At 70.7% G+C, this 26,469-nt stretch carries 26 protein-coding genes; 16 read left to right on the top strand and 10 right to left on the bottom strand.

Annotation, left to right across the window (positions count from 1 at the left end; genetic code table 11):
* The first annotated feature begins 137 nt into the window (after positions 1 to 137).
* Complete coding sequence (locus tag O7610_RS12830; protein ID WP_281550976.1) at positions 138 to 674, top strand: DUF6328 family protein; 537 nt, start codon at positions 138 to 140, stop codon at positions 672 to 674.
* On the opposite strand, the gene O7610_RS12825 is transcribed toward O7610_RS12830, so the two are convergent.
* From O7610_RS12825 to O7610_RS12795, 7 genes are all read right to left on the bottom strand, one after another.
* Positions 657 to 1,262 carry a hypothetical protein gene (locus tag O7610_RS12825; protein ID WP_281550975.1) on the bottom strand — a complete coding sequence of 202 codons (606 nt, stop codon included), beginning with the start codon at positions 1,260 to 1,262 and terminating at the stop codon, positions 657 to 659. The two genes, O7610_RS12830 and O7610_RS12825, sit on opposite strands and share 18 nt — an antisense overlap.
* 43 nt (positions 1,263 to 1,305) lie before the next feature.
* Positions 1,306 to 1,746, bottom strand: a complete 441-nt coding sequence (locus O7610_RS12820; RefSeq protein ID WP_289213359.1) for a Fur family transcriptional regulator — start codon at positions 1,744 to 1,746, stop codon at positions 1,306 to 1,308.
* A gap of 46 nt (positions 1,747 to 1,792) precedes the next feature.
* Positions 1,793 to 2,086 carry an ArsR/SmtB family transcription factor gene (locus O7610_RS12815; RefSeq protein ID WP_370461550.1) on the bottom strand — a complete coding sequence of 98 codons (294 nt, stop codon included), beginning with the start codon at positions 2,084 to 2,086 and terminating at the stop codon, positions 1,793 to 1,795.
* Positions 2,087 to 2,170: 84 nt separating this feature from the next.
* Complete coding sequence (locus O7610_RS12810) at positions 2,171 to 3,088, bottom strand: metal ABC transporter permease (protein WP_281550973.1); 918 nt, start codon at positions 3,086 to 3,088, stop codon at positions 2,171 to 2,173.
* A complete protein-coding gene (locus O7610_RS12805) occupies positions 3,085 to 3,852 on the bottom strand; it encodes a metal ABC transporter ATP-binding protein (protein WP_502959089.1) in 768 nt (255 codons plus the stop codon). The genes O7610_RS12810 and O7610_RS12805 overlap by 4 nt, the downstream gene beginning before the upstream one ends.
* Positions 3,843 to 4,880 carry a metal ABC transporter substrate-binding protein gene (locus O7610_RS12800; protein WP_289213358.1) on the bottom strand — a complete coding sequence of 346 codons (1,038 nt, stop codon included), beginning with the start codon at positions 4,878 to 4,880 and terminating at the stop codon, positions 3,843 to 3,845. The genes O7610_RS12805 and O7610_RS12800 overlap by 10 nt, the downstream gene beginning before the upstream one ends.
* An 88-nt stretch (positions 4,881 to 4,968) precedes the next feature.
* The gene (locus O7610_RS12795) at positions 4,969 to 5,226 is read right to left on the bottom strand and encodes a DUF6703 family protein (RefSeq protein WP_281550970.1); all 258 of its coding nucleotides are present in this window, start codon (positions 5,224 to 5,226) and stop codon (positions 4,969 to 4,971) included.
* Positions 5,227 to 5,256: 30 nt separating this feature from the next.
* On the opposite strand from O7610_RS12795, the gene O7610_RS12790 reads away from it, so the two are divergent.
* The 5 genes from O7610_RS12790 to ppdK all read left to right on the top strand — a co-directional run bounded on the left by O7610_RS12790 (position 5,257) and on the right by ppdK (position 12,021).
* The gene (locus tag O7610_RS12790) at positions 5,257 to 5,598 is read left to right on the top strand and encodes an antibiotic biosynthesis monooxygenase family protein (RefSeq protein WP_281550969.1); all 342 of its coding nucleotides are present in this window, start codon (positions 5,257 to 5,259) and stop codon (positions 5,596 to 5,598) included.
* Between the two features lie 226 nt (positions 5,599 to 5,824).
* On the top strand, positions 5,825 to 6,316 hold the full coding sequence (locus O7610_RS12785) for an Rv0361 family membrane protein (protein ID WP_475053189.1): 492 nt from the start codon (positions 5,825 to 5,827) through the stop codon (positions 6,314 to 6,316).
* A 70-nt stretch (positions 6,317 to 6,386) separates the two neighbouring features.
* Positions 6,387 to 7,763: a glycine--tRNA ligase gene (locus tag O7610_RS12780; RefSeq protein WP_289213357.1), complete on the top strand. Its 1,377-nt coding sequence runs from the start codon at positions 6,387 to 6,389 to the stop codon at positions 7,761 to 7,763.
* 125 nt (positions 7,764 to 7,888) lie between these two features.
* Positions 7,889 to 9,037 carry a tRNA dihydrouridine synthase DusB gene (gene dusB / locus O7610_RS12775; RefSeq protein ID WP_281555660.1) on the top strand — a complete coding sequence of 383 codons (1,149 nt, stop codon included), beginning with the start codon at positions 7,889 to 7,891 and terminating at the stop codon, positions 9,035 to 9,037.
* 248 nt (positions 9,038 to 9,285) lie between these two features.
* Positions 9,286 to 12,021 carry a pyruvate, phosphate dikinase gene (gene ppdK / locus O7610_RS12770; RefSeq protein WP_289213356.1) on the top strand — a complete coding sequence of 912 codons (2,736 nt, stop codon included), beginning with the start codon at positions 9,286 to 9,288 and terminating at the stop codon, positions 12,019 to 12,021.
* A 101-nt stretch (positions 12,022 to 12,122) separates the two neighbouring features.
* Here ppdK and O7610_RS12765 read toward each other — a convergent pair whose 3' ends face one another.
* Positions 12,123 to 12,611, bottom strand: coding sequence for a roadblock/LC7 domain-containing protein (locus tag O7610_RS12765; protein ID WP_289213355.1), 489 nt, complete (start codon positions 12,609 to 12,611; stop codon positions 12,123 to 12,125).
* A 461-nt stretch (positions 12,612 to 13,072) separates the two neighbouring features.
* Here O7610_RS12765 and O7610_RS12760 point away from each other — a divergent pair, with 461 nt between their 5' ends.
* Together O7610_RS12760 and O7610_RS12755 are read left to right on the top strand one after the other, a co-directional pair.
* Entirely contained in the window at positions 13,073 to 13,423 is a 351-nt protein-coding gene (locus tag O7610_RS12760) for a VOC family protein (RefSeq protein WP_281550965.1), read from the top strand.
* Between the two features lie 622 nt (positions 13,424 to 14,045).
* The gene (locus O7610_RS12755) at positions 14,046 to 15,341 is read left to right on the top strand and encodes a deoxyguanosinetriphosphate triphosphohydrolase (RefSeq protein WP_289213354.1); all 1,296 of its coding nucleotides are present in this window, start codon (positions 14,046 to 14,048) and stop codon (positions 15,339 to 15,341) included.
* A 24-nt stretch (positions 15,342 to 15,365) separates the two neighbouring features.
* Here the strand turns inward: O7610_RS12755 and O7610_RS12750 are convergent, their stop codons facing one another.
* Complete coding sequence (locus tag O7610_RS12750) at positions 15,366 to 15,662, bottom strand: hypothetical protein (protein ID WP_281550963.1); 297 nt, start codon at positions 15,660 to 15,662, stop codon at positions 15,366 to 15,368.
* Between the two features lie 286 nt (positions 15,663 to 15,948).
* Between O7610_RS12750 and dnaG the strand changes: the two genes are divergently transcribed.
* Both dnaG and O7610_RS12740 read left to right on the top strand, forming a co-directional pair.
* The gene (dnaG, locus tag O7610_RS12745) at positions 15,949 to 17,850 is read left to right on the top strand and encodes a DNA primase (protein WP_281550962.1); all 1,902 of its coding nucleotides are present in this window, start codon (positions 15,949 to 15,951) and stop codon (positions 17,848 to 17,850) included.
* Between the two features lie 2 nt (positions 17,851 to 17,852).
* Positions 17,853 to 18,377, top strand: coding sequence for a hypothetical protein (locus tag O7610_RS12740; protein WP_289213353.1), 525 nt, complete (start codon positions 17,853 to 17,855; stop codon positions 18,375 to 18,377).
* Between the two features lie 56 nt (positions 18,378 to 18,433).
* Here O7610_RS12740 and O7610_RS12735 read toward each other — a convergent pair whose 3' ends face one another.
* On the bottom strand, positions 18,434 to 19,624 hold the full coding sequence (locus tag O7610_RS12735) for an ROK family transcriptional regulator (RefSeq protein WP_289213352.1): 1,191 nt from the start codon (positions 19,622 to 19,624) through the stop codon (positions 18,434 to 18,436).
* A 268-nt stretch (positions 19,625 to 19,892) separates the two neighbouring features.
* Here O7610_RS12735 and O7610_RS12730 point away from each other — a divergent pair, with 268 nt between their 5' ends.
* From O7610_RS12730 to O7610_RS12705, 6 genes are all read left to right on the top strand, one after another.
* Positions 19,893 to 20,831, top strand: coding sequence for an ABC transporter ATP-binding protein (locus O7610_RS12730; protein ID WP_289213351.1), 939 nt, complete (start codon positions 19,893 to 19,895; stop codon positions 20,829 to 20,831).
* 12 nt (positions 20,832 to 20,843) lie between these two features.
* Positions 20,844 to 21,485 (top strand): GNAT family N-acetyltransferase, encoded by a 642-nt coding sequence (locus O7610_RS12725; RefSeq protein WP_289213350.1) that lies wholly within the window; start codon positions 20,844 to 20,846, stop codon positions 21,483 to 21,485.
* Positions 21,486 to 21,721: 236 nt separating this feature from the next.
* Positions 21,722 to 22,558, top strand: a complete 837-nt coding sequence (locus O7610_RS12720) for an ABC transporter permease (protein WP_289213349.1) — start codon at positions 21,722 to 21,724, stop codon at positions 22,556 to 22,558.
* Positions 22,559 to 22,569: 11 nt separating this feature from the next.
* Positions 22,570 to 23,382, top strand: coding sequence for an ABC transporter permease (locus O7610_RS12715; protein WP_289213348.1), 813 nt, complete (start codon positions 22,570 to 22,572; stop codon positions 23,380 to 23,382).
* A 413-nt stretch (positions 23,383 to 23,795) separates the two neighbouring features.
* Positions 23,796 to 24,911 (top strand): sugar phosphate isomerase/epimerase family protein, encoded by a 1,116-nt coding sequence (locus O7610_RS12710; protein WP_281550955.1) that lies wholly within the window; start codon positions 23,796 to 23,798, stop codon positions 24,909 to 24,911.
* Positions 24,912 to 25,256: 345 nt separating this feature from the next.
* Positions 25,257 to 26,435 carry an ROK family protein gene (locus tag O7610_RS12705; RefSeq protein WP_281550954.1) on the top strand — a complete coding sequence of 393 codons (1,179 nt, stop codon included), beginning with the start codon at positions 25,257 to 25,259 and terminating at the stop codon, positions 26,433 to 26,435.
* Positions 26,436 to 26,469 lie beyond the last annotated feature (34 nt).

Below are 26,469 nucleotides of genomic sequence, written 5' to 3'. Positions count from 1 at the left end.
TCCACACAAAGACGATCTACGGTCCCTGGCCGTTGCGTCTATTCCAGACGGTCGACTCCGGGGTCGGGGGCACAGCCGACCGCCGTTCGATCGTGGGCGGCTCGGCGGGGCGGTTTCGACAGGAGGACAAGCGGGACGTGGACCGGGAAACCGAAAAGGAACGCTGGCAGCGCAACTTTTCCGATCTTTTGCAGGAGCTGAGGGTCGCCCAGACCGGGGTGCAAATCCTCTTCGCGTTCCTGCTGACCCTGCCGTTCAGCAGCGGTTTCCCCGACACGAACGGGTTCCAACGGGACGTGTACGTGGTGGCGCTGCTGGCGGCGGCGGCCGCCGCCGCGTTGATCATTTCGCCGGTGGCGTTCCACCGGGCGCTCTTCCGGCGTGGCCGCAAGCCGGAGCTGGTCCGGTTCGCCCACCGGATGGCCAGCGGCGGTCTCAGCCTGATGCTGGTCGCCATGGTCAGCTCGGTGCTGCTGGTCACCGACTTCATCCTGCCCCGACCGGTCGCCTTCGTGCTCAGCGGCCTCACCGGGGTGTGGTTCCTGATCTTCTGGGCGGCCCTGCCCTTCGTGCACCGTGGCTGGCTGGACGGCGACGATGAGGACGAGGACGACGAGGACGAGGACAGCGACGGTGGTGCCGGGCGCGGCGGCCGGTCAGCGTCGGCCACGTAGGCCCAACGCCCGCAGCTCCAACTCCGCCAACGCGTCGGTGACCGCCGGGTCGCCCCGCCGCCACCCAGCGGCGACGTCCGGTCCGAGCGCGGCGATGGTGCCGAGCGGGCGGGTGGTCAGCGCCCGCAACGCCAGCAGATCCGACCCGGCCGGTACGCCGCGCAGTCGGGCCGCCGCGCTCGCCCGCCGGATCCAGCGCACCCGCAACGGCAACCAGCCGAACAGCACCAGACCCAGCGGAAAGACCAGCATCGTGGCGGCCAGCACCAGGGCCAGCTCACCGACCAGGTCCTGCTGCTCCTGCCCGGCGGCGGCGACCGAACGGGCCGCCCCGGCGGCCTGCTCGAACGGCCCGGTCAGCTCGTCGCCGACCAGTGGCACCCGGCCGACCCGGCTGCCGACGTCGGCGAGGTTGTCGGCCAGCCCGGTGCCGGCGTTCTCTAATGTCCGACCAGCGTCGGCCAGCTCACCGACCCGGTCATGCAGCCAGCTGGCGGCACGGATCCACAGGTAGACCCAGACGACGACGATCAGGTCGGTGGCGAGTTGCCGGCCGGCGCGCGGAAAACGGTCGGCGTAGATCTGCATACGCACAGCGTGCCGTACGAGGACCGGAACCGCGTATACGCGGTCACGTCTTCGGGGTACGCCGGGCGGCGCATTTCGGGCAGGTCCCGAAGATCTCCATCGTATGGCTGACTCCGATGTAGCCGTGCTGCGCCGCGATCCGTTCCGCCCAGCTTTCCACCGCCGGCCCGGCCACCTCGACCGCGCTGCCGCACGAGCGGCAGACCAGATGATGGTGGTGGCCCTGGCTGCACCGCCGGTACAGGTGCTCGCCGCCAGGTGGACGCATCACGTCGACCTCGCCGGAGTCGGCCAGCCCCTGCAACGTCCGGTAGACCGTGGTCAGACCGACCCGGTCGCCCCGCTGACGCAGCATGGCGTGCAGCTCCTGGGCGCTGTGGAAGCCGGCGAGCTCGTCGAGGATGGCGCTGACCGCGCTGCGTTGCCGGGTGTTGCGCACCGCCGAGGGCTCTGCGGTGCCGGGCGTGGTGTCTCCAGTCCTCATCAAGGCCTCCGGGACGTGTTCTGACCGGGCCGGTGCCGGCGGCTGCTCACCGGACCTCCCGGGCATGACTGACAGCGTCCGCGACGATATGCGCGACGTGTTCGTCGACCAGCGCGTAAGCGATCTCCCGGCCTCGCCGGGAGCCGTGCACCACGCCTGCGCCCCGCAGCACCCGCAGATGCTGGGACACCAGCGGTTGCGGCGCGCCGAGCTTCTGCACGAGTTCGTGGACACACCGTTCGCCCTGGGCGAGCTCGGTCACGATGGCCACCCGCAGCGGGGCCGAGAGTGCGCGCAGCAACTCGCTGGCGCTCTCGTACCCGTCGTAGCCGTTGGCCATCGTCACCCCGCAACGGTAACCAATACCGGAGGCGGATCGGCAGGCAGGCGGCTCAGCGGTGCTCGTTGCCGGGTCTGTACCAGGTCAGACGGGACGATCCGGGACCATCTCGGCGGGACGGTCCAGGACCACCTCGGGCGGTTCGACCTCGCGGGGCTGCCGGCGGTGGACGGCCAGCGTGCCGGCGCGGCGGCGCAGCAGCCGCCACGTCCCGGCGCCGACGGCGGTGGCCGCGAAGGCAGCGATCGCCAGGATCACGATGGTCGCGCCCATCGCGGTGTCGGCGGTTCCGGCCAGCCACACCCCGCCGCCGGCGGAGGCCGTACCGATGATCATCGCCATCGCCATGGTGCTGCGGAAACCCCGGGTGATCTGCTGGGCGGTCGCCACCGGGACCACCATCAGCGCGCTGACCAGCAGCAGGCCGACCGCCCTCATGGCGATGGTGACGGTCACCGCGGTGGTCACCGCGATCAGCAGGTTGAGGGTGCGCACCGGCAGGCCGGAGACCCGGGCGTACTCCTCGTCGTGACAGATGGCGAACAGCGCCGGCCGCAGCAGCAGCATCGCGGTCAGCACGACTGCGGCCAGCACCACGATCACCCACAGGTCCTCGACCGAGGCGGTGGTGAGCGAGCCGAAGAGGTACGCCATCAGGTTGGCGTTGCTGCGGTCGCCGGCCAGCCCGACCAGCATCACCCCGCCGGCGATGCCGCCGTAGAAGAGCAGGGCCAACGCCATGTCGCCGGAGGTACGCCCGCGTTCGCGCAGCAGCTCGATGGCGACCGCGCCGACTGCGGCGGCGATTACGGCGGTGAGCACCGGGGAGCGGTCCAGCAGCAGACCGACGCCGACGCCGGTCAGCGCCACGTGGCCGACGCCGTCGCCGATCAGCGACATCCGACGCTGCACCAGGTAGATGCCGAGGGCCGGGGCGGCCAGGCCGATGACCAGGGCCCCGATCAGGGCCCGGATCATGAACTCGTACTGGAAGATGCTCATGTGGTCCACATCTGGGCCGGCTCCACCGCGGCGTGCGGGTGGACGTGGTCGTGTCCGGGGTCCGCGTGGTGGCCGGCCGGCGCAGGCACCGCGCCGTCATGCACCACCTCGCCGTGGTGCAGCACCACGGCCCGGTCGATCAGCGGCTGCAGCGGACCGAGCTCGTGGGCGACGAGGAGCACCGTACCGTTGCCGGCCACGAACGCGCCGAGTGCCCGGGCAAACGCCTCCTGGCTGGCCGCGTCGACCCCGGCGGTGGGTTCGTCGAGCACCAGCAGTTCCGGTTCGCCGGCCAGCGCGCGGGCGATCAGCGTCCGTTGCTGCTGACCGCCAGAGAGCGTGGCCACCGGATCCCGGGACCGGTCGGCGAGGCCGACGGCGCTCAGCGCCGCGGCGACGGCCGTCCGGTCGGCGGCACCGGGCGGTCGCAGTACGCCGCGACGGGCCAGCCGACCGGAGGCGACCACCTCGCCGACGGTGGCCGGTACGCCGCTGCCGGCACCGAGCCGTTGTGGGACGTAGCCGATCCGGTGCCACTGCCGGAACCGCGTCGCCGGCACCCCGAACAGGTGCACCGAGCCGCTGCGCAGCGGCACCAGCCCGAGTGCCGCGCGGATCAGGGTCGACTTGCCGGAACCGTTGGCGCCCAGCAGCGCGACGACCTCACCGCTGGTCACGGTGAGGTCGACGGAGCGCAGGACGGTGCGGTTGTCGTAGCCGACCGCTCCGCGCGATACCTGGACGACGCTGGTGGTCACGAACATCCCAGGGCGGCGGTCAGATTGTTAAGATTGTTGTGCATCACCGAAAAATAGTCTCCGTCGGCGTCTGGCTGCAGTCCCTCGATCGGATCGAGCACTGCAGTCTCGGCACCGGTCTCGTCGGCGATGGTCTCGGCGACGCTCGGGCTGACCAGCGTCTCGAAGAAGATCGTCGTCGCCTGGTGCTCCCGGGCCTCCTCGATCACCTCGGCGAGGCGCTGCGGGGTCGGCTCGTCCTCCGGGCTCAACCCGGTGATCCCGATCTGGTCGAGCTGGTAGCGGGCTGCCAGGTAGCCGAAGGCGGCATGACTGGTGATGATCTCCCGGCGCTCGCAGTCGGCCAGCCGCTCGGCGTACTCGGCGTCCAGGGCCTCCAACTCGGTGCGCAGCGCGGCGGCACGCTCGGTGTAGTCGGCGGCGTGGTCCGGGTCGACGGCGGCGAGACGCTCGGCCAGCGCGTCACCGACGGTGGCGAACCGGGTGGGGTCCAGCCACAGGTGCGGGTCCTTCGCGCCGGTCTCCTCGGCGTGGTCGTCCGCCTCGTCGGCGTGGTCCGCCTCGTCGTCGGCGTGCTCGTCTTCGTCGGCGTGGTCCGCCTCGTCGTCGGCGTGCTCGTCTTCGTCGCCGTGGTCGTGGCTGTGACCACCGTCGGTGGCGTCCAGCAGCGGCTCGACCTCCACCACGTCGAATGCGTGGTCACCGGCCTCCTGCTCGACCGCGGCATCGACGGCGGGCTGGAAGTTACTCAGGTAGACGACCAGGTCCGCGTCGCTGACCTCGCCGACCTGCCGAGGGCTGAGCTCCAGGTCGTGCGGCTCCGCTCCGGGGGGCGCGAGACCGGTAACCGTGACGGCGTCGCCGCCGATCCGTTCGGCCAAAAACTGCAAGGGGTAGAAGGCGGCTACCACGCCGACCGTGGTGTCGCCGGCGGACCCGTCGCCGCCGTCCTGGGCGCAGGCGGCGGTGCTGCCCAGGGCCAGCAGGGCACCTGCGGTGGTGGCGACGGTACGACGGAAGAGGTGGCTGTGCATCAGGCAACTGTCCGTGGCGACGATAATGATTGTCAAAAACGCATGGTTGCATGATTCGCTGCCGCCTGGACGAGCGGTCTGAGCAGGGCTAGAAGATCTTGGCGAGGGCGACCGCCACGAGCAGGGTGAGCGCCACCAGGCGGAACATTCGTCCAGCCGCCGGCACCGCCGGCCAGCTGCTACGTAGCAACCAGACCAGCCCGGCGGCCAACAGCAGCAGCGCCGCCGCGCCGACGATGCCCGGTGCGAAGAGCCCGACCAGGACGAGCGCCAGGGCGGTGAGAAACGCCCCGGTCGGGCTGATCCGCCCAGGGCGGACCGGCGGTGACGGCTGCGTAGGCTGCATCCGACCGACTCTAGTCAGGAGGGGAAGGCCGTGCTGGTGGTCAACCGGTTCGCTGTGCCGGAGGCGGACACGCCCGGCTTCGTCGATCGCGCCCGGGCCGCGTTGCGTGCCCTGGCCGGCCGCCCGGGGTACCGGCGCGGCGCACTGACCCGCGCGCTGGAGGACCCGCTCCGCTGGTGCCTGGTCACCGAATGGGAGTCAGTGGGCACCTACCGGCGGGCGCTCGGTTCCTTCGAGGTGAAGGTGGACGCGACGCCGCTGCTCGCCGAATCGCTCGACGAGCCGTCCGCGTACGAGGAACTGGTCACCGCCGGGCCCGGAGAAGAACCCGCAGCCCACACCAGTGACCGGGCGGCGGAGCCGGAACGGTGAGCCGGCGGGCACTACCCTTTGCCCCATGACCGATCCCGGACCGGCGCAACCGCGCCCGCCGTCCGCCGTGCCCGACGAGGCGTCCCCGTGGCAGGCACCCTCGCCGTGGGCTCCGCCGGACCGCCAGCCGCCGCCGCAGCCTGCCGCGACCGGACAGTCTGAGGCCGCACCGGACGCCACGCCGGCTGCTGGCTCGGTGACCCCGGTGCCCGGCCCGGCGACTACGGTGCCTGGTCCGGTGACCCCGGTGCCGGCCGGCCCCGGGGCCGCGCCGCCGTTCGCCGCGCCGCCGGCCGAAGGCCGTACCGCGCGGGTCTGGATCGGGCTGGGCGTCGCGGCGCTCGCGCTGCTGCTGTGCTGCGGCGGTGGCACCGTCGCGCTGGTCGGACTGATCGTCACCGGCGCCGAAGCGATCGACGAACAGGCCCGGATCGCGGTCGGCGACTACTTCGAAGCGGTGAGTCAGCAGGACTTCGGCGCCGCGTACGACATGCTCTGCGCCGAGGCGCAGAGCCGTGAATCGGCCAGCGAATTCGCCCGACGACTCGCCACGGAGCCGGAGATCACCGCCTACGAGGTCGGTCAGGTCTCGGTCACCAGCCGGATCGTCGTACCGGTGGAGGTCGACTACGCCCAAGGCGGCGAGGACACCCTGCGGGTGTCGCTCAACCAGGACACCGGCACCGGCGAGCTAGAGGTCTGCGGCGTCGAGGGGTAGCCTCCGAACATCTGCCAGATCAGCCCGTCCGCACATCCCCGCCGGCCGCCAGCCGGTGTAGGAGCAGCGCATGCCAGCCGACCGCATCGCCGCCGTGGCCAGCCTCGCCCACCGGCGTGGTTTCGCGTTCCCGTCTGGTGAGGTCTACGGCGGTCAGCCGGTCGCCTGGGACTACGGGCCACTCGGCGTGGAGCTCAAGGAGCATGTTCGCCGGCAGTGGTGGCGCACGGTGGTGCAGCACCGCGACGACGTCGTCGGCCTTGACGCGGCGGTCATCCAGGCGAGGCCGGTGTTCACCGCGTCCGACCTGCTCGACACCTACACCCAGACCCGGGTCCGGTGCCGGGCCTGCGACCTCACCCAGCCGCTGGACCGGATCGTCGAGGCGTTCACCGTACGCCGGGAACAGCCGGCGGCCGCACTCGCCGAGCTCGCCTGTCCGAGCTGCGGCAGCCGGGGCAGCTTCACCGACCCGCAGCGGGTCAGCGGGCTGCTCGAGGTCTCGCCGGACCGTCCAGGGTCACCGGACCGGTACTACCTGCGGCCGGAGGCGGCACCGGGCACCTTCGTGAACTTCGCCAACGTGATGATCGCCGCCCGCAAGAAGCCGCCGTTCGGCATCGCCCAGGTCGGTCGGGTCTTCCGCAACGTCGTCGGCCCCGGCGAGTTCCTGCTACGCAGTCACGAGCGGGAGCGGATGGAGCTGGAGTACTTCGTCGAGCCCGGAAGCGACGACGACTGGCTGGAGTACTGGGCGCAGCAGCGGTGGGACTGGTACGTCGACCTGGGTCTCGCGCCACAGCAGTTGCGCCGTACCGAGGTGCCCCTCGCCGGCCTGCCGCAGCATGCCAAGCGGATCGTCGAGATCGAATTCCGGCTCGGTGGTGCCTATCAGGAATTCGTGGTGCTGGAAGGGATCACGAACCGCGCCGACTACGATCTGACCGCCCATGCCAAGCATTCCGGGGCCGACCTTTCCTATTTCGACCAGGACCGGGGTGAGCGGTGGGTGCCGTACGCGATCGAGCCGGCGGCGGACCTCACCGCGACGGTCTTCGCTCTGCTGCTGGCGGCGTACGACGAGGACGAGGCACCGAACACCAAGGGCGGCGTCGACAAGCGGACCGTGCTCCGTCTCGATCCACGGATCGCCCCGGTCAAGGTGGCGGTGCTGCCGCTGTCGCGAAACGCCGACCTCTCGCCGAAGGCACGTGACCTGGGTGCCGCGTTGCGGCGCCGCTGGATGGTCGAGTTCGACGATTCGCAGGCCATTGGTCGCCGCTACCGGCGTCAGGACGAGATCGGTACGCCGTACTGCGTCACGGTCGACTTCGAGACGCTGACCGACGACGCGGTCACCGTGCGGGACCGGGACACCATGGCGCAGCAGCGGGTGTCACTGGACCAGGTCGAGCGGTACCTGCTGGAGCGGTTGCCGCCCAGCTGACCCCCCACCCGGAGCGGTTGCCGACCGGCTGACCCCCACCCGGGTCCGGCGCCGGGTGGGTCCGTGGAATCCTGGACGGCGTGTCTGTCACCGCGTCCCGGCCGGCCGGTGGGTCCGCGCCGGCCCTGCCGCCGCTGCCGCTCGGCCGCCACCAGGTGTGGCCGCCGGTGGTCCTGGCACCGATGGCCGGGATCACCAACGTCGCCTTCCGCCGGTTGTGCCGTGAGCAGGGCGGTGGGCTGTACGTCTGCGAGATGATCACCACGCAGGCGCTGGTCGAGCGCAATCCGAAGACGCTGCGGATGATCGCGTTCGCGCCGTCCGAACGCCCCCGGAGCCTGCAGCTGTACGGGGTCGATCCGCAGGTCACCGCAGCCGCGGTGCGGATCGTGGTGGAACGTGACCTGGCCGATCACATCGACCTGAACTTCGGCTGCCCGGTGCCCAAGGTCACCCGAAAGGGCGGTGGTGCGGCGTTGCCGTGGCGGCACCGGCTGTTCAGCCGGATCGTCGCCGGTGCGGTCCGGGCGGCCGCGCCGGCCGGGGTGCCGGTGACGGTGAAGATGCGCAAGGGCATCGACGACGATCACCTGACGTATCTGGACGCCGGGCTGGCGGCTCAGGAGGCCGGGGTCGCGGCGGTGGCGCTGCACGCCCGTACCGCCGCCCAGCGGTACTCGGGTACCGCCGACTGGGACGCGATCGGCCGGCTCAAGCAGGCGTTGAGCGTGCCGGTGCTCGGCAACGGTGACATCTGGGAGGCCGACGACGCGGTGCGGATGGTGGCGCACACCGCCGCTGACGGGGTCGTCGTCGGCCGGGGCTGTCTGGGCCGGCCGTGGCTGTTCGCCGACCTGTCGGCGGCGTTCGAGGGCGGGTCCGGGCGGACGTTGCCGACCCTGGGCGCGGTCGCCGCCACCATGCGCCGGCACGCCGAGCTGCTGGTCGACTGGTTCGGCACCGGACGCGACGGGCGGGCCGACGCCGAGCGGGACGGCTGCACCGACTTCCGTAAGCACGTGGCCTGGTACCTGAAAGGCTTCCCGGTCGGCGGTGAGCTGCGCCGGGCCCTCGCCATGGTGTCCAGCCTGGCGGAGCTCGACGCGCTGCTGTCCAAGCTCGACCCGGCAGAGCCGTTCCCCCGGCACACGTTGGGCCAGCCGCGGGGCCGGACGAACTCGCCGGGCAAGGTCTTCCTGCCGTACGGGTGGCTGGCCAGCCGGGACGACGATTCCGTCCCGGCCGGGGCGGAGATCGCCGATTCCGGCGGCTGAAACCGGCTGGAACCGGCTGGCGAACCCGTACCGCACACCGCTCGACCGGAGTGATCCAGCACACCGGTGAATGCGCAGAACTGCGCACGGAAGCGCTCCCAGGACGGCATCCGATCGCCACCCGTGTCGTTTCCTGTGCGGCTGGTCACCCACTACTGTCGGCTTGCCTCCCTGGTCGCTTAACCTGCGCCAACCAATGGCCATTGGTGAACCATCGTTCAGCGCCGAACGGCACATGGGAGGCCAACATGGCGGAATCCGGCGGACCGGGCGACCCGTCCCGGCAGACAGCCCATCACCACAGGTACGTCTACGACTTCACCGAGGGAAACCGCGACCAGCGGGATCTGCTCGGCGGCAAGGGGGCGAACCTGGCCGAGATGACCAACCTCGGCCTGCCGGTCCCACCCGGCTTCACCATCACCACCGAGGCGTGCCGGGCCTACCTGGCGACCGGCGCGGTACCGCCGGATCTGCCCGACCAGATCGCCGCCGCCCTGGCCCGGCTGGAGCGCCAGCGTGGCAAACGGCTCGGTGACCCGGCCGACCCGCTGCTGGTCTCGGTCCGCTCCGGGGCAAGGTTCTCCATGCCGGGAATGATGGAGACGGTGCTCAACGTGGGCCTCAACGACGAGTGCGTGGCAGGGCTCGCTGCCCAGGCCGGCGGTGACGAACGGTTCGCCTGGGACTCCTACCGCCGGCTGGTCCAGATGTTCGGCCGAACGGTCTGCGGGGTGCCGGGGGAGGAGTTCGACCAGGCGCTGGAGGCGGCCAAGCGGGCCACCGGCTCCGACGACGATCTCGCGCTGGACGCCGACGCGCTGCGTGGACTGGTCCGGGCGTACCAGAAGATCTTTTTCGCGCACACCGGCCGGGACTTCCCGCAGGACCCCCGCGAGCAGCTCGACCTGGCGATCCGGGCGGTCTTCGACTCGTGGAACGCCGAACGGGCGGTGATCTACCGGCGTCAGGAACGGATCCCCACCGAACTCGGCACCGCGGTCAACGTGGTCGCGATGGTCTTCGGCAACCTGGGGCCGGACTCCGGCACCGGTGTCGCCTTCACTCGCGACCCGGCCAGCGGTGACCAGGGGGTCTACGGCGACTACCTGGCCAACGCGCAGGGCGAGGACGTTGTCGCCGGGATCCGTAACACGCTGCCGTTGCAGGAGCTGGCCCGGCTCGACCCCCGGTCGTACGGTGAGCTGTTGACCATCATGGCCCGGCTGGAGAACCACTACCGGGATCTGTGCGACATCGAGTTCACCATCGAACGCGGCAAGCTGTGGATGCTGCAGACCCGGGTCGGCAAGCGGACCGCCGCCGCCGCGTTCGTCATCGCCAGCCAGCTGGTCGACGAGGGAATCATCGATCTGGACGAGGCGCTGCACCGGGTCAGCGGGGCGCAGCTGGCGCAGCTGATGTTCCCCTGCTTCGACCTGTCCGACGCGCCGCCGACGATCGCCACCGGGATCGGTGCCTCGCCGGGCGCGGCGGTCGGCAAAGTCGTCTTCGACTCGGCCCGGGCGGTCGAGCTGGCCCGGCAGGGGGAGCAGGCGATTCTGGTCCGGCGGGAGACCAACCCCGACGACCTGCCCGGCATGATCGCCGCGCAGGGCATCCTGACCAGCCGGGGAGGCAAGACCAGCCACGCCGCAGTGGTGGCCCGGGGGATGGGCAAGACCTGCCTGTGCGGGGCCGACGCCCTCGACATCGACGCCGGCGCCGGGCGGTTCATCGTCGGTGACCAGATCGTCTCCGAAGGTGACGTGGTGTCGATCGACGGCACCAGCGGCTGCCTGTACCTCGGTGCGGTGCCGGTGCGCCCGTCCGAGGTGGTGCAGTACTTCGAAGGCTCCGTCGACCCGGCGACCACCACCGACCCGCTGGTGCTCGCCGTACACCGGATCCTGTCCCACGCCGACGACCGGCGGCGGCTGACGGTGCGCACGAACGCCGACACCGGCGCGGACGCCGCGCGGGCCCGGCGGTTCGGCGCCGAGGGGATCGGGCTGTGCCGCACCGAGCACATGTTCCTCGGCGACCGCCGGGAGCTGGTGGAGCGGTTGATCCTGGCCCGTGACGAGGCGGAGCGTGCGGCCGCGCTGGACGAACTGCTGCCCCTGCAGCGGGCCGACTTCCGGGAGATCTTCCAGGAGATGGACGGCCTGCCGGTCACCGTACGGCTGATCGATCCGCCGCTGCACGAGTTCCTGCCGTCGCTGGAGGAGCTGGCCGTGTCGGTCGCCCTGGCGCAGGCCCGGGGTCAGGAGGCCGGCCGCGACGCGGCCCTGCTCGCCGCGGTGCGCCGGATGCACGAGCAGAACCCGATGCTCGGGCTCCGTGGCGTGCGGCTCGGCCTGGTCATCCCGGGGTTGTTCGCGATGCAGGTGCGGGCGATCACCGAGGCGGCCGTCGAGTTGGCCGCCGCCGGGCGCGATCCGCGACCGGAGATCATGGTCCCGCTGGTCGGCGCGGTCCAGGAACTGGAGACGGTACGCGCGGAAGCCGACCGGATCATCGCCGAGGTGCTCGGCGACCGGTCGGTCGAGATCCTGATCGGCACCATGATCGAGGTGCCCCGGGCCGCGTTGACCGCCGGTCAGCTCGCCGGATCGGCGCAGTTCTTCTCCTTCGGCACCAACGACCTGACCCAGATGGGCTGGGGATTCTCCCGTGACGACGTGGAGGGCGCGTTCTTCTGGCGCTACCTGGAGCTGGGCATCTTCGGCATCTCGCCGTTCGAGTCGATCGACCGGGACGGGGTGGGCCGGCTGGTGCGGATCGCCGTCGAGGAGGGCCGCGCCGCCCGGCCCGGCCTGAAGATCGGGGTCTGCGGCGAGCATGGCGGCGACCCCGACTCGGTGCACTTCTTCCACGAGGCGGGCCTGGACTACGTGTCCTGCTCGCCGTTCCGGGTGCCGGTGGCCCGGCTGGAGGCCGGCCGGGCGACGGTCGAGTCAACCGGCTCGGACAGCCGCTGACCGGCCGCTGGCGCTGACCGGCCGCTGGCGCAGAGCGGCCGGGCACCCTGGGGGCGGGAGGGTGCCCGGCCGCTGCCTCGGTCCCCGCCGGCCGGCGTCGGTCAGAACCGGCGGCGCGGTAACGCCGGGTTGTACGGCAGGGTCGCCATCGGGGTGCGGACCGCCAGCGGCGCGTGATTGTCCAGTAGTCCCGGCACCGGTGCCGCGACGTTGCTGGCCGGTTTGCTCCGCAGCAGCTCCCCGATCGACCGCGCCGCCCGGCGGCCGTGCGCGTGCAGCAGGCCCGGATCGGTGCCCGGTCCGGCGAGTACGGCGAGCAGCGCCCGGTCGCCCACCGGGTAGAGGGCGACCTGGCCCCGGCTGCCGTGGATCACGGTCTCCCTCAGGTCACCGTGGCCGGCGGTCATCGCGAACCGTCGCCCCAGGCCGACGCTTGCGGCGGCCAGCGCGGCGATGCTCTCCGCTTCGGCGCTGGCGAGGTCGTGGGTGATCAGCAGGCCGTCCACGCCGGTCAGTACGGAGCCGGTCACATCGGGCACCCGGCGGCGTAGCCCGTTCAGCTCGGTAACGATAGCGGTGTCAGTGTCCACCGGCGGTCTCCTTCACTCGATCGTCCGGTTGGCTGGTCGCCGACCTCGTCCCGAGCGACCCGCCGCAGGCGTACGGGCGGGTGGTGGCCGGGTGGGGAGGGCGACTGCGGTCGGCGCGGCGTCGGCGACGTTGCGCGCCGCGCGACGGTGGGGCGCAGGGTTCCGCCACCGGGCCGGGTGGGGTGCCGGCGGGCCTCGGTCGGTCGATGATCGACACCAGCGGGTTGTCCAATCGTCCGGTCGAGGTAGCAGTGACGATGTGCTCCTGGCACGTTACCGCAGGCGATGTTTCTTTGTGGACCCGTAACCATCGGCAATCGGACAGCAACTGATAACTGATCGGCTATTGCGAACGATCATCAAACTGACTTCGGGTGTTTGGCCCGTCACCCTGCCGGGTCGGTGGTGGTCGCCGTACGGTAGGCCTGGAACCGGGTCCGTACGACCTCAGGAGGTGGCCGGTGGCAAGTCAGTGGGAGAACCTGGTGGTCGACGCCCACGACCCGGCCCGGCTGGCCAGATGGTGGGCGCAGGCGCTCGGCTACCAGATCGTGCACGAGGCGTCGGACGAGGTGGAGATCCGGCGCTCACCGGACCAACTGCCCGGGCTGATCTTCGTTCCGGTGCCGGAGAGCAAGCAGTTGAAGAACCGGCTGCACATCGACCTGCGCCCGACGGATCAGGCAGCGGAGGTCGAGCGGCTGGTCGACATGGGTGCCCGCCGGGTCGACATCGACCAGGGTGACGTCACCTGGATGGTGCTGGCGGATCCGGAGGGCAACGAGTTCTGCGTACTCAGCGGACGTGGCTGAGTGGCCCGCTCCACCGCAGCCTGCAGCAGCAGCAGGAACGTCCGGCCGTCCGGCCCGTCGCCGAACCCCAGCCAGCAGGACTCGGGCCGGCCGTGGGTCTGCCAGCGGGCGGTGACCAGGATGCCGTCCGCCGCCGGCAGGGCCAGCGCCAGCGTGGCCAGTCGTGCCGACCGGGCGTAGCCGTGCGGCGGAGCGTCCCCGGCCGTGACCAGGTGCCGGCCGAGCAGGATGTCTACCCGATGATGACGGCGCGCTGGTCGCGTCGATCCGGTCGGCCCGGTCGAACTGGTCAGACAGCAGGCGCTGGCGCCGGCCAGCTCTCCCATGAGCTGGCCGGCGCAGTGCTCCTCGACGGCGTACCGCATCGGTTCGGCGACATCGCAGATGTGTACGAGCCGGCTGGTACGGGTCCACCCCTGGTCAGCCACGCCCCGATTGTGGACTGGCCGGGTGCGGTCCCGCAGGGGCGACGTCAACATCACGACACAAGCCGGAAACCATCCCGAAATCGTTACCCGATCAGGTGACGGGCACCGCCGCTCAAGGGGGTCCAGTTCGCCGCCCTGCCGGGCTGGTCAGGCTGCCGGTTCGCCGCCCTGCCGGAGCGGTTAGGCTGCTGAAGGTGAGTGCCTCTCCGGACGGCCCGGCGGTTGGTCGCGCCGCCGACGCGCACCGTCTGGTGCCGGAGCCGGCCAAGGACACCGGCTACGGGCGCAGCCCGTACGAGCGGGACCGGGCCCGGGTGCTGCACTCGGCCGGGTTCCGGCGGCTGGCGGCCAAGACCCAGGTGCATCTGGCGGATCCGAGTGGCGCGGACGGCGTACCCCGGACCCGGTTGACCCATTCGCTGGAGGTCGCGCAGATCGCCCGCGAGATGGGTGCCCGGCTCGGCTGTGACCCGGACGTGGTGGACGTCGCGGGCCTGGCCCACGACCTCGGACACCCGCCCTTCGGACACAACGGTGAGCGGGCGCTGGACGAGGTCGCCGCCGGCTACGGCGGCTTCGAAGGCAACGCGCAGACGCTGCGGGTGCTCACCCGGCTGGAGGCCAAGGTGATCGGTCCGTCCGGCGACTCCGTCGGGCTCAACCTCACCCGGGCCTCGCTCGACGCTACCTGCAAGTACCCCTGGCCACGACAGCCCGGCGAGCGCAAGTTCGGGGTGTACGCCGACGACCAGCCGGTGTTCACCTGGCTGCGCGACGGCGCGCCCGACGGCCGGCGGCGCTGCCTGGAAGCGCAGGTGATGGACTGGGCCGACGACGTCGCGTACTCGGTGCACGACCTGGAGGACGGTATCCACGGCGGCTACATCGACCTCGGTCGGCTGATCGCGGACCCCGACGAACAGGCCGCGCTGGCGGCCGACGTCGCCGCGGCCTACTCCACCGAGTCCGCCGACGTTCTGGCCGGCATCCTGGCCGAGTTGCTGGCCCGACCGGAGTTGCGGCTGCTGATCGGCTACGACGGCAGCCACCCGGCCCAGGCGGCGCTGAAGGGCACGACCAGCATGCTCACCGGGGCGTTCGTCGCCGCCGCGGTGTCGGCCACCCGGGACCGTTCCGGTGGGCAGCCGGTGCGGCGGTACGCGGCCGATCTGGTCGTGCCCCGGGTGGTGCGCGCCCGGTGCGCGCTGCTGAAAGGGCTGGCGTTGCGCTACGTGATGCGTCGGCCCGGTGCCGCCGCCGGCTACCTGCGGCAGCGGGAGATCCTCGCCGAACTCGTCGAGGCGTTGACCGGGTACGCCCCGGCCGGTCTGGACCCGGTCTTCCTCCCATTGTGGTCGGACGCGCCGGACGACCGGGCCCGGGCCCGGGTGATCATCGACCAGGTCGCGTCACTCACCGATCTGGCGGCGATCTCCTGGCACCGGCGGCTGACCCGGCCGGCGGGGCGGCCGGGTCCGACCCGCGTCTGATCCGGTTCACGGCCGGTCGCTCCCTCAGCTTTCGGCCGGCGGGCGGACCGCGACCAGGTCTGCGGCGAGCAGCGCCGACCACCAGGTCTCGACGTTCGACAGCGATCCGGAGATGATCCGTGGCTGGTCGCCCTCGGTGAGCAGGGTCAGGGCCGAGCCGTCCGGCCAGGCCAGCACCCAGCCGGCGATGTGTGGGAGCTCGTCCTCCGGTGCCAGTTCGGCGTCCCGGCTGCGGTAGAGGGCACACAGTCGGGGCGCTTCGTCGAGGGCGATCACGTCCAGGTGGTCGGTGGCGCTGGTCTCAGGCAGCAGCTGGGGCATGGGGGTGCCTCCTCCTTCGGGCTGGGGATCCGGCAATGTAGACAAGACACAGTGAATCGTGAAGAAAGAGAAACAAGCCAGCGAACGGTTCACTAGGTACGACACAGACAGTATTGCCGTGGTCACAGATAAGGACAAGGTCTGTTCTTCGGCGAGGCGTGGAAAGTGCGTATTGACAGAGGCCTGCCTGGTCAGGGTGGGGTTCGGGAGGTCCGTCGCGGCCGGTGGGGTGCCGGCACCCGGCCCCCGGCACCCGCACCGTCGGTGATGGTGGCGGCAGGGCAGGATGTACCTCGAAGGAGGGCGACAGAGCATGGCTGGTCGGATCCGGGACGAGGACATCTCGCTGGTGCGGGAGCGTACGTCGATCGCCGACATCATCTCGGAGAGCGTCACGCTCAAGTCGGCCGGTGGTGGCAACCTCAAAGGGCTCTGCCCCTTCCACGACGAGAAGACGCCGTCGTTCACCGTGGCGCCCGGCCGGAACGTGTACTTCTGTCACGGCTGTGGCAAGGGCGGGGACGCGATCACCTTCCTGATGGAGGCCGAGCACCTCACCTTCGTCGAGTCGGTGGAGCGGCTCGCCGCCCGCGCCGGGATCCAGCTGCGCTACATCGAGGCCGGTCCCGCGCCGGTCCGCCAGCAGGCCGGTCAGCGGCAACGGCTGACTGCGGCGCACGCCGCCGCGGTCGAGTTCTACGTCGACCGGCTGACCGACCCGGCGGCCCGGCCGGCCCGCGAGTTCCTTGCCCGCCGAGGGTTCGACCGGGCGACCGCCGAGCGGTACGCGTGCGGCTTCGCCCCGGACGCGTGGGACGAGCTGACCCGGCACCTGCGCCAGCGGGGCTTCACCGCGCAGGAGTTGATCACCGCTGGGCTGGCCCGCCAGGCCCGGTCCGGCTCGTTGATCGACCGCTTCCGGCGTCGCCTGCTGTGGCCGATCCGGGAGCTCGGTGGCGACGTCATCGGCTTCGGCGCGCGCAAGCTCTTCGACGACGACGACGGACCCAAGTACCTGAACACCCCGGAGACCCCGATCTACAAGAAGTCCCACGTGCTGTACGGGATCGACCAGGCGAAGCGGGAGATCGCCCGGCAGGGCCGGGCGGTGATCGTCGAGGGCTACACCGACGTGATGGCCTGCCACCTGGCCGGGGTGCCGACCGCCGTCGCCACCTGCGGCACCGCGTTCGGGGCGGACCACATCGGCGTACTGCGCCGGCTGCTGATGGACACCGAGGCCGTCGCCGGGGAGATCATCTTCACCTTCGACGGGGACGCGGCCGGACAGAAGGCGGCGCTGCGCGCGTTCGAGGAGGACCAGCGCTTCGTCGGGCGTACCTTCATCGCGGTCAGCCCGGACAACATGGATCCGTGCGATCTGCGGCTGGCAAAGGGCGACCTCGCCGTGCGCGACCTGGTCGCGCGCCGGGAACCGCTGGTCGACTTCGCGCTGCGGCAGGTACTGAGCCGGTTCGACCTGGACACAGTCGATGGCCGGGTGGAGGCGATGCGGCGGGCTGCGCCGTTGGTGGCGAAGCTCAAGGACCGGGACAAACGCCCGGAGTACGTGCGCAAGCTCGCCGGCGACCTCGGGATGGAGGTCGAACCGGTGCAGCGGGCGGTGCTCGCGGCGGCGGCCGGGCCGCAGCGGACCGCCGGCGGCCGGGCCGCGGTGCCCGAGCCGGCGGCGCCGAAGCCGCGCAACGAGCCGGACAATCCTCAGGCGCTGGTCGAACGGGAGGCGTTGAAGCTCGGGCTCCAGGTGCCGGTGCTCGCCGGCCCGATGTTCGACAACCTCGGCGCGGAGGTCTACCAGCATCCGGTACACGCCGTGCTGCGGGACGCGATGGCGCAGGCCGGCGGGGCCGCAGCCGCCACCACCGGAGCGGTGTGGATCGAGCGGGTCCGGGACAACTGCGCCGACCTCGCGGCTCGGGCGTTGGTCGCCGAGCTTGCGGTCGAACCGCTGCACGTCGACCGGGACGCGGACCCGTACTACGTCTCGGTGACCCTGGCCCGCCTGCAGTGGGGGGCGGTCACCACCCGCATCCGGGAGCTGAAGTCGAAGGTGCAGCGGATCAACCCGGTCACCAACCAGGACGAGTATCTGACCCTGGCCGGGGAGCTGTTCTCCCTGGAACAGCACGCGCGTGCGCTGCGCGAACAAGCCGTGGGAGGGTTGTGAAGGTGTGGAGTCTGTTTCGGCGTAGCGCACGGCTGCCGGCCGACCAGCGGCCGCCGCTGGACCGCGACGAGCGGTTGCTGGCCTGGAGCGGGACCGCGACCGGCACGCTGGTCGTCACCAACCGGGGCCTGTGGCTGCCGGGCCGGGACACCCGGCTCGGCTGGCACCAGGTGCACAAGGCGGTCTGGTCGGGCGAGAGGCTGGTCGTCACGCCGGCTGAGACGGTGTCGGAGCACGACGGCTACACCGTGGTCGCCGACGGACCGGCGATCTCGCTCGACCTGTCGGACCCGGGAGATGTCCCGGACCAGGTCCGGACCAGGGTGACCCGGTCGGTCGGCTACAGCGTGCACCATCAGCTGGACGGTGGCGGGGCCCGAGTGGTGGGCCGGCGGGTGTCCGGCATCGATGGCCTGAGCTGGACGGTGCGCTACGACGCCAGCGTCGACACCGACGCGGACTGGCTGCCCGACCGTACCGCCGAACTGGTGGCCGCGGCCAGGGCGTCGGTCGAGCAGCAGCCGTGACCACCTGCCGCGGCGCGGCCGTCCGGTAGCGGATGCGCCCGGGCCGGTACGTCGGCTCAGCCGGCGGTGAAGACGTGGTCGCTGATCATCCTGGTGGCGCCGATCAGACCGGCCTGGTCGCCCAGCTCGGACAGGACGATCGGCATGTCGCCGGTGGCCAGCGGCAGTGAGCTGCGGTAGACGACGCTGCGGATCTCGGCCAGCAACGCGTGGCCCATCCCGGCGAGTCCGCCGCCGATCACCACCATCCCCGGGTTGAAGAAGCTCACCAGCCGGGCCAGCACCTGGCCGACGCGTCGTCCACCGTCGCGGACCATGCCGACCGCGACCGGGTCGCCGGCGGCGGCCGCCCGGGTGACGTCCAGCGCGGTGAGCGTGCCGATCCGGGCGAGTTGTTCGGCGAGCTGGTCGGAACGCCCGGCTCGGGCGGCGGCGACCGCGTCGCGGGTCAGCGCCGCACCACCGAAGTACGCCTCCAGGCAGCCGATGTTGCCGCAGAGGCACTGCGGCCCGTTCTCGTCGACAGCGGTGTGGCCGATGTCGCCGGCGCAACCGTTGGCCCCCCGGTAGACGTCCCCGCCGACCACTATCCCGGCGCCGATCCCGGCGCCGATCTTGACGAACAGGAAGTCGTCGAACGAACGGGCGATGCCGGCGTGTTTCTCACCGAGCGCCATGATGTTGACGTCGTTGTCGACCAGCACCGGGCAGCCGAGTTCGGTGCTGAACATCTCCCGTACCGGGAAGCGGTGCCAACCCGGCATGAACGGTGGCGAGACCGGCACGCCTTCGTGGACACTGACCGGACCGGGCACCCCGATGCCGGCGCCGGTGAACCGCGTGGTTCCCGAGTCGGCGGCCAGTTTGGTGACCAGTTCGAGAGCCTGCGCGATCACCGTCGTCGGCCCCTGGCGCAGCTCGGTGCGCTCGGTCATCCGGGTCACGACCTGCAGCTCTCCGTCGGTGAGCGCCACGTCCAGGGTGCTCGCGCCGATGTCGATGCTGAGGAAGCGGGTGGCGGCGGCGATCCGGACGATCGACGACGGACGACCGCCCCGGGACGCGGCCGGACCGGCGGTCTCCACCAGACCCCGGTCGATCATCCGGTCGAGCTCGGTGGCCACCTTCGACCTGGACAGGCCGACCGCGTCGCCAAGTTCGGCGCGCGAGCACGGGCCGTCGCGGAGCAGGCGCAGGATCTGCGCCTGGTGCGTGTTCTCCGGCCACACTCCCAGCACGTTGGTCATTGTCCTTTACCTGGGTCCGGCACGTGGCGTCGTCCGACGTGGAGGGCCGGTGGACACGCGGGCGAAGCGGACCGGCGTGGGCAGGGACCGGGCAAGGTGACGAACTCGCCCGCTGACCCGGGAGTAGCGAGTCAGGATGACAAACTTAGTGCATTGAAGCGCAATCTTCAAGACGTTCGTACTATACTTTGTCCTCAATCTGACGAAAGGCGCCTTGCTCGCGAAACTCGCGGCGTCCCTGTCGGGGCCGCGCGGTAGCGTCGTGGCCGTGACTGAACGGGGTAACGGGCCACTCATCCACGCACGCGGTCTGGTCAAGCGGTTCGGGACGTTCACCGCAGTCGCCGGCATTGACGTCGACGTCGCGCCCGGCGAGGCGTTCGGCTTTCTGGGGCCGAACGGCGCCGGCAAGAGCTCCACCATGCGGATGGTGGGCTGCGTCTCCCCGCCCAGCGGCGGCATTTTGCGAATCCTCGGGATGGATCCGCAGCAGGACGGCCCGGCGATCCGGGCCCGGCTCGGCGTCTGCCCGCAGCTGGACAACCTCGACCAGGAACTGACGGTACGGGAGAACCTGGTCAGTTACGCCCGCTACTTCCAGATCCCGCGACCGGTCGCCCGGCGCCGCGCCGACGAACTGCTCGACTTCGTGCAGTTGCGCGACCGGTCGGGTAGCAAGGTCGAGCCGCTGTCCGGCGGCATGAAACGCCGACTCACCATCGCCCGTGCCCTGGTCAACGAGCCGGACATCGTGCTGCTCGACGAGCCGACCACCGGGCTGGACCCACAGGCCCGGCACCTGGTGTGGGAGCGACTGTTCCGGCTCAAGCAACGGGGCGTCACGCTGGTGCTGACCACGCACTACATGGACGAGGCCGAGCAGCTCTGCGACCGACTGGTGGTGATGGACGGCGGTCGGATTGTCGCCGAGGGCTCGCCGCGGGACCTGATCACCCGCTACTCCACCCGTGAGGTGGTCGAACTCCGGTTCCCGACCGACGACCAGGACAGCTTCGCCGGCAAACTGGGCGGAATCGCCGAACGGACCGAGGTGCTGCCGGACCGGATCCTGATCTACACCGGCGACGGCGACGGGGCGCTCAACGAGGTGCACCGCCGTGGGCTGGCACCGACCAGCGCGTTGATCCGGCGCAGTGGTCTGGAGGACGTCTTCCTGCATCTCACCGGCCGGACCCTGATCGACTAGAATCGGCCGGGCATGATCGCGCAGACCGACCGGCTGTCACTACGCCGCTTCACCATCGACGACCTGCCACTGCTCGTCGAGCTGGACAGTGACCCCGAGGTGATGCGGTACCTTACCGGAGGCAGACCGACCCCGGCCGAAACCGTACGCCGCGAGGTCCTGCCCGCGATCCTGCGTGACTATCTGCGCTTTCCGGGCTTCGGCAAGTGGGCCGCCATCGAGCGCTCCAGCGGTGCCTTCATCGGCTGGTTCGCGCTGAAGCCGGCCGCCGCCGGTCCGGCTGTCACCGGTCCCGCCGACGGTGTGGTCAACGGCCGCAGTGGCCGGCTGGCGATCACCGAGGTGGAGCTCGGGTACCGACTGCGACGCGCCTCCTGGGGCCGGGGGTACGCCTCGGAGGGTGCCCGAGCACTGCTGCGGATGGCGTTCGATCACCCGACCGTCGACCGGGTATTCGCCGAGACGATGGCGGTCAACGTCGCCTCGCGGCGGGTGATGGAAGCGGCCGGATTGCGCCTGGCCCGCTGCTTCCACCTGCAGTGGGACGATCCGATCGAGGGCGTCGAGCACGGCGAGGTCGAATACGAGGTGCGCCGGATCGACTGGGCGGAGCGCGCCGCGGCGCCGGCGATCGAGCGTAACCGCCTGCACTGACGGCGGGAGTCCCGGTCGGCGATCGGTCCGTGTGACGCCCTGGAAGCCCTGCCGATCCGCGACCATCCCGGGCGGCGGACCCGGGAGACGGAAATACCGGTGAGGATGTCCCGCCGTCGCCGTAGAGTACGCCGGGCCGGTAGGTCTCGGGCGGTCGTTACGGGGCGTCGTTTCCATGATGTCGTACCCGGGCGGTACAACATCGGCCGGGACCGGGTACGGGGGGGCGACGACGGATGTCCGGGACAGACACTGGCGCGACGCCGACGGTAACGACAACCGCGCGATCGACCGGGGCGCGGGCCCGGAGCTGGTTCGGGCCGGCGTCGAGCGTCCTGGAAGCCAACCTGACCGCCTACCGGCGGACCTGGCGGTCGTCGGTCTTCTCGTCGTTCCTGCTGCCGCTGTTGACGGTGCTCAGCTTCGGTGTGGGGGTGGGAGCCTACGTCGACCAGGGGGTCGGCGGGTTCAGCTATCTCGACTGGATCGTCCCCGGTCTGATCGCTTCCACCGCGTTGCAGGTGGCCATCGGGGAGTCCTCCTGGCCGGTGCTGGGCGGGTTCACCTGGCAACGGACCTACTACTCGCAGATAGCCGCTCCGCTACGGATCGCCGACATCGTCGGTGGGTTGCTCGCCTTCGTCCTGCTGCGGGTGCTGGCGAGTGCCGTGGCCTTCGTCGCGGTGGCCGCCGCGTTCGGTGCGCTGCACTCGGGTTGGGCGGTGCTGACCCTGCCGGTGGCCGTGCTGCTGGCAGCGGCCGTCGCCCTGCCGGTGGCCGCCTTCGCGGCCACCATCCGCAGCGACAGCTACATGGTCATCGTGTTCCGGTTCGCGGTCATCCCGATGACCCTGTTCGCCGGAGTGTTCTTTCCGGTGGAGTCGCTGCCGGTGACCGTGCGCTGGCTGGCGTACCTGTCGCCGCTCTGGCACGGGGTCGACCTGTGCCGGGCGGCCTCGCTCGGCATCATGCCCGCCTGGTCCGTCCCCGGGCATCTCGGCTACCTGAGCCTCTGGGCGGCGGCCGGGTGGTGGCTGGCAGTCAACCGGTTCCGCAAGCGTCTGATCCACTAGAGGAGGCAACAGTGGTGACCCTCGTCCTGCCGCAGATGCTCGGGGTCGGCGCGGCCGTGCGGCGGGCCGGGTCGGTGATGGAGCGCAACGCGGCCGCCCTGAAGTCCGCGTACTGGGTGGTGATGATCTCCGGGGTGGTCGAGCCGTTGCTCTACCTGTTCTCGATCGGTGTCGGCGTGGGCCGGCTGATCGGGGACATCACCCTGCCGGGCAGCGGGGCCGTCATCGGGTACGCAGCCTTCGTCGCCCCAGCGATGCTCGCCGCCTCGGCGATGACCGGCGCGTTGTCGGAGACGACGTTCAACTTCTTCGCCAAGATGAAGTTCGTCAAGCTCTACGACGGGATCCTGGCCACCCCGGTCCGCCCGACCGAGCTGGCCTTCGGTGAGCTCGGCTGGGCGATGGCGCGGGGCAGTATCTATTCGGCAACCTTCCTGCTGGTGATGGTCGTGATGGGGCTGACGACGGTCCCCCGGGCGCTGCTGGCGTTCCCGGCCGCGATCCTGGTCGGGTTCGCCTTCGGCGGGCTCGGCATGGCGCTGTCCACCTACATGCGCAGCTGGCAGGACTTCGACCTGATGGGCTCGGCCCAGTTCGCGGTCTTCCTGTTCTCCGGGACGTTCGTGCCGGCCGAGGCGTACCCGTCGGTACTGCGCTGGCTGGTCGAGCTGACCCCGCTGTACCGGTCGGTCCACCTGATCCGGGCGATCGCCGTGGACACTGTCGGGTGGATGCAGTTGGTCGATGTCGGCTATCTCGTCGCGGTGACGGTGCTCGGGCTGACCGTCGCCGGGCGTCGGGTAGGTCGGCTGCTCTGCAACTGACGTCCTGGAGGCACCCTTCTGCGACAATCATCGATCTAACTAGGTCCTGTCGTACAGACTTCTGGCTGGTAGAAGACAAAGCCATCGGTAGTTCACCTGAAAGTTTGGCTCGTCGGGGTCTTTCTTTCCTCTGGTCTCTGGAGTTAATGTCTGCTCCAGACGTAACACCAGCGACACAGCGTCGTCAACGCCGGTCGCGACCAGGGCCACCAGGCCCGAGCTGTCACCCGCCAGGGGCGTGGCGGTGACAGCTGCGGTTCGGGTCGGTGCCGCGACTGCGGCACCGACCCGAACCCACCCATCCGAACCCCCGCCCCGGGGTCGTGCGTTTCGGCGGCGTGCGGCTCCGAACACCCCGACCCTCCTCACTCGTCATCGGCGGCTCTGCGAGCCGCTGCAGAAAGGTGGACAGAATGGACGAGGTGCTACGCCGCAACGGGCAACTCTCGCCACCCAATCCGGCGCTCACCCGCCGCAACATCCTCGCCGCATCGGCCGGTGCCGCTGCCGTGCTCGGTGCGGCCGGGCTGCCGGTGCTGCAGACCAGCCGTCCGGCCCGGGCCGGCGGCGGCTGGTCCGTGGACCCGCTGATCCCCGAGCAGAACCGGGGCATCATCCTCTACTCGGTCCGGGACCGCATCCGGGCCGCCCCGGACGACAGCGGCGTACCGTACGGCTTCGAGCGGGTCCTGGCCCGCCTGGCGGAACTCGGTTACAAGGAGATCGAGTTCGCTGGTTACACCCAGAGCGAGGAGATCCTCGGACGGCAGATCACGCCGACCGAGATCCGCAAGATCCTGGACGACAACGGCCTGGTCGCCAACGGCACCCACGCCAGGATCAATGCGGAGACGTTCCAGCAGGAGCTCGACATCGCCGAGGAACTCGGCATGAAGAACATCGGCACCGGCAGCGACCCGACCCGCAGCGACTACCAGTCGGACTGGGACGAGGCCGCTGACCTGTGGAACGAGCTCGGCCGGCAGGCCCGGGAACGCAAGATGCGGCTCTACACCCACAACCATGACGCTGCGTACAACTTCCTGCTCGACTCCGGCCCGCTGGACGAGCAGGGACGGCCGACCCGTTCGTCCGGTGTCCGCAAGCTCGAGTACTTCATGGCCAAAACCGACGCGAAGTACGTCTACTTCGAGATGGACATCTACTGGGGCTACGTCGCCCGGCACAAGCACCACACGTTCATCAACTCGGCTGGTCGGGAGCGGACCCGGGTGTTCGACCCGATCCTGACGGTGGCCCGTCGGCCCCGGCGGTTCCCGCTGTTCCACGCCAAGGACGGTGCCAGGAGCCCGGAGCAGAGCAACGGCTACGAGATGACGCCGATGGGCGACGGCGACATCAACTTCCAGCAGTTCTTCCAGACCATCGGGCACTACGACTTCCACCACGCCAACTGGGAGCAGGACACCGCTCCCGGCGGATCGGAGAACCCGGGTCAGTCGCTGGAGTTCGCCGAGCGCAGCTACCAGCACATGTCGGAACTGACCGTCTACAGCCAGGGCGAGTGATCCACCGGTCGCCCGCCACCCGGCACGGCGGCCACTGATCCAACCGCGTGAACCGGCCGGGGTGCCGACCGCCGCAGCGGCGGCGGTCGGCACCCCGGTTCCGCGTGTCCGGGTTCCGCACTCGTTGAGCGGGGGCCGATCCGTCGATCCCTCGTGCCCTGAACCAGATACATCGGGCCAGGTCAACCCCGGTTCGAGCACGTTTCACCAACTTCTGTCACGATCAGAAAAAGTTTTGCTTCAGCAGACCGAAACTCTGGACACGAGACTGAGAAGACTCTTAGTGTTTCGGTCACGACACGCCGAGGTCGCCTCGGTGTTAACTCACGGTCGGAGGTGGACCCCATGCGTACGGCGGATCCTCTGCACCTCCAGCTGCTGCGACTGTTGCGGGACAGTGGACCGGTCTCTCGGGCCGAGCTCGCAGACCAGCTGGAGATTCCCCGCCCTCGCCTGCTGTCCGAGTTGGAGCGGCTGGTCGCCTCCGGCTTCGTGACCGAAGCAGGGATGGCCGCCTCACGGGGCGGCCGCCGCTCGACCCTGGTCGAGCTCAACCCGGACCTGCGGTTCGCCGCGATCGACCTGGGCGCCAGCTCGGTCGACGTGGAGATCACCAACGGCCGGCTGGAGCCGGTGGCCGCGTACACCGAACCCGCCGACATCCGGCAGGGGCCGAAGGTCATCCTGCACCGGATCAACGAGCTGCTCGCCAAGGCCCGGGTCGAAGGGGTGCACGAGCGCCTCGACGGTATCGGCATCGGGGTGCCCGGGCCGGTCAGCTACCGCGACGGAGTGCCGGTCTCCCCGCCGATCATGCCGGGCTGGGACCGGTTCCCGGTCCGTGAACTGCTCGCCCGGGAGCACGGCTGCCCGGCGGTGGTGGACAACGACGTGAACATCATGGCCATCGGGGAACGGCACGGCGGCGTGGCCCACTCGGTCGACGACTTCCTGTTCGTCAAGCTCGGCACCGGCGTCGGCTGCGGCATCTACCTCGCGGGCCAGGTCTACCGGGGGATCGACGGCTGCGCCGGCGACATCGGCCACATCCAGGTCGACTCGCACGGTCCGATGTGCTCCTGCGGCAACGCCGGATGCCTGGAGGCGCTGTTCAGCGGTGCGGCGCTGGCCAAGGAGGCGGCCGCCGCCGCCCGGGCCGGCACCTCTCCGGCACTGGCCGAGCGGCTCACCCAGCGGGCCGAGCTCACCGCGCGCGACGTCGCCGAGTGCGCCATGGAAGGTGACGTCACCTGCATCCGGCTGATCCGCGACGGCGGCCGGCGGCTCGGCGGCGTCCTCGCCGGTCTGGTCAGCTTCGCCAACCCGTCGATGATCGTGATCGGCGGTGGTCTGGCCCACCTCGGGCACATCCTGCTGGCCGAGATCCGCAGCGTGGTCTACCGGCGGTCACTGCCGCTGGCCACCGGCAACCTGCCGGTCGTGCTGTCCGAGCTGGGTTCGCGGGCCGGCGTGACCGGCGCCTCCGTGCTGGCCAGCGACGTCGCCTTCGAGCAGGCGTCGTGAGCGCCCCCGAGGCCACCGGCGCCGCGCCGGTTGA

It is taken from the genome of Solwaraspora sp. WMMA2065 (assembly GCF_030345075.1).
Classification (GTDB): Bacteria; Actinomycetota; Actinomycetes; order Mycobacteriales; family Micromonosporaceae; genus Micromonospora_E.
The sequence above is the reverse complement of the archived record's forward strand: the minus strand, read 5'-3'. Positions and strand labels throughout refer to the sequence as shown.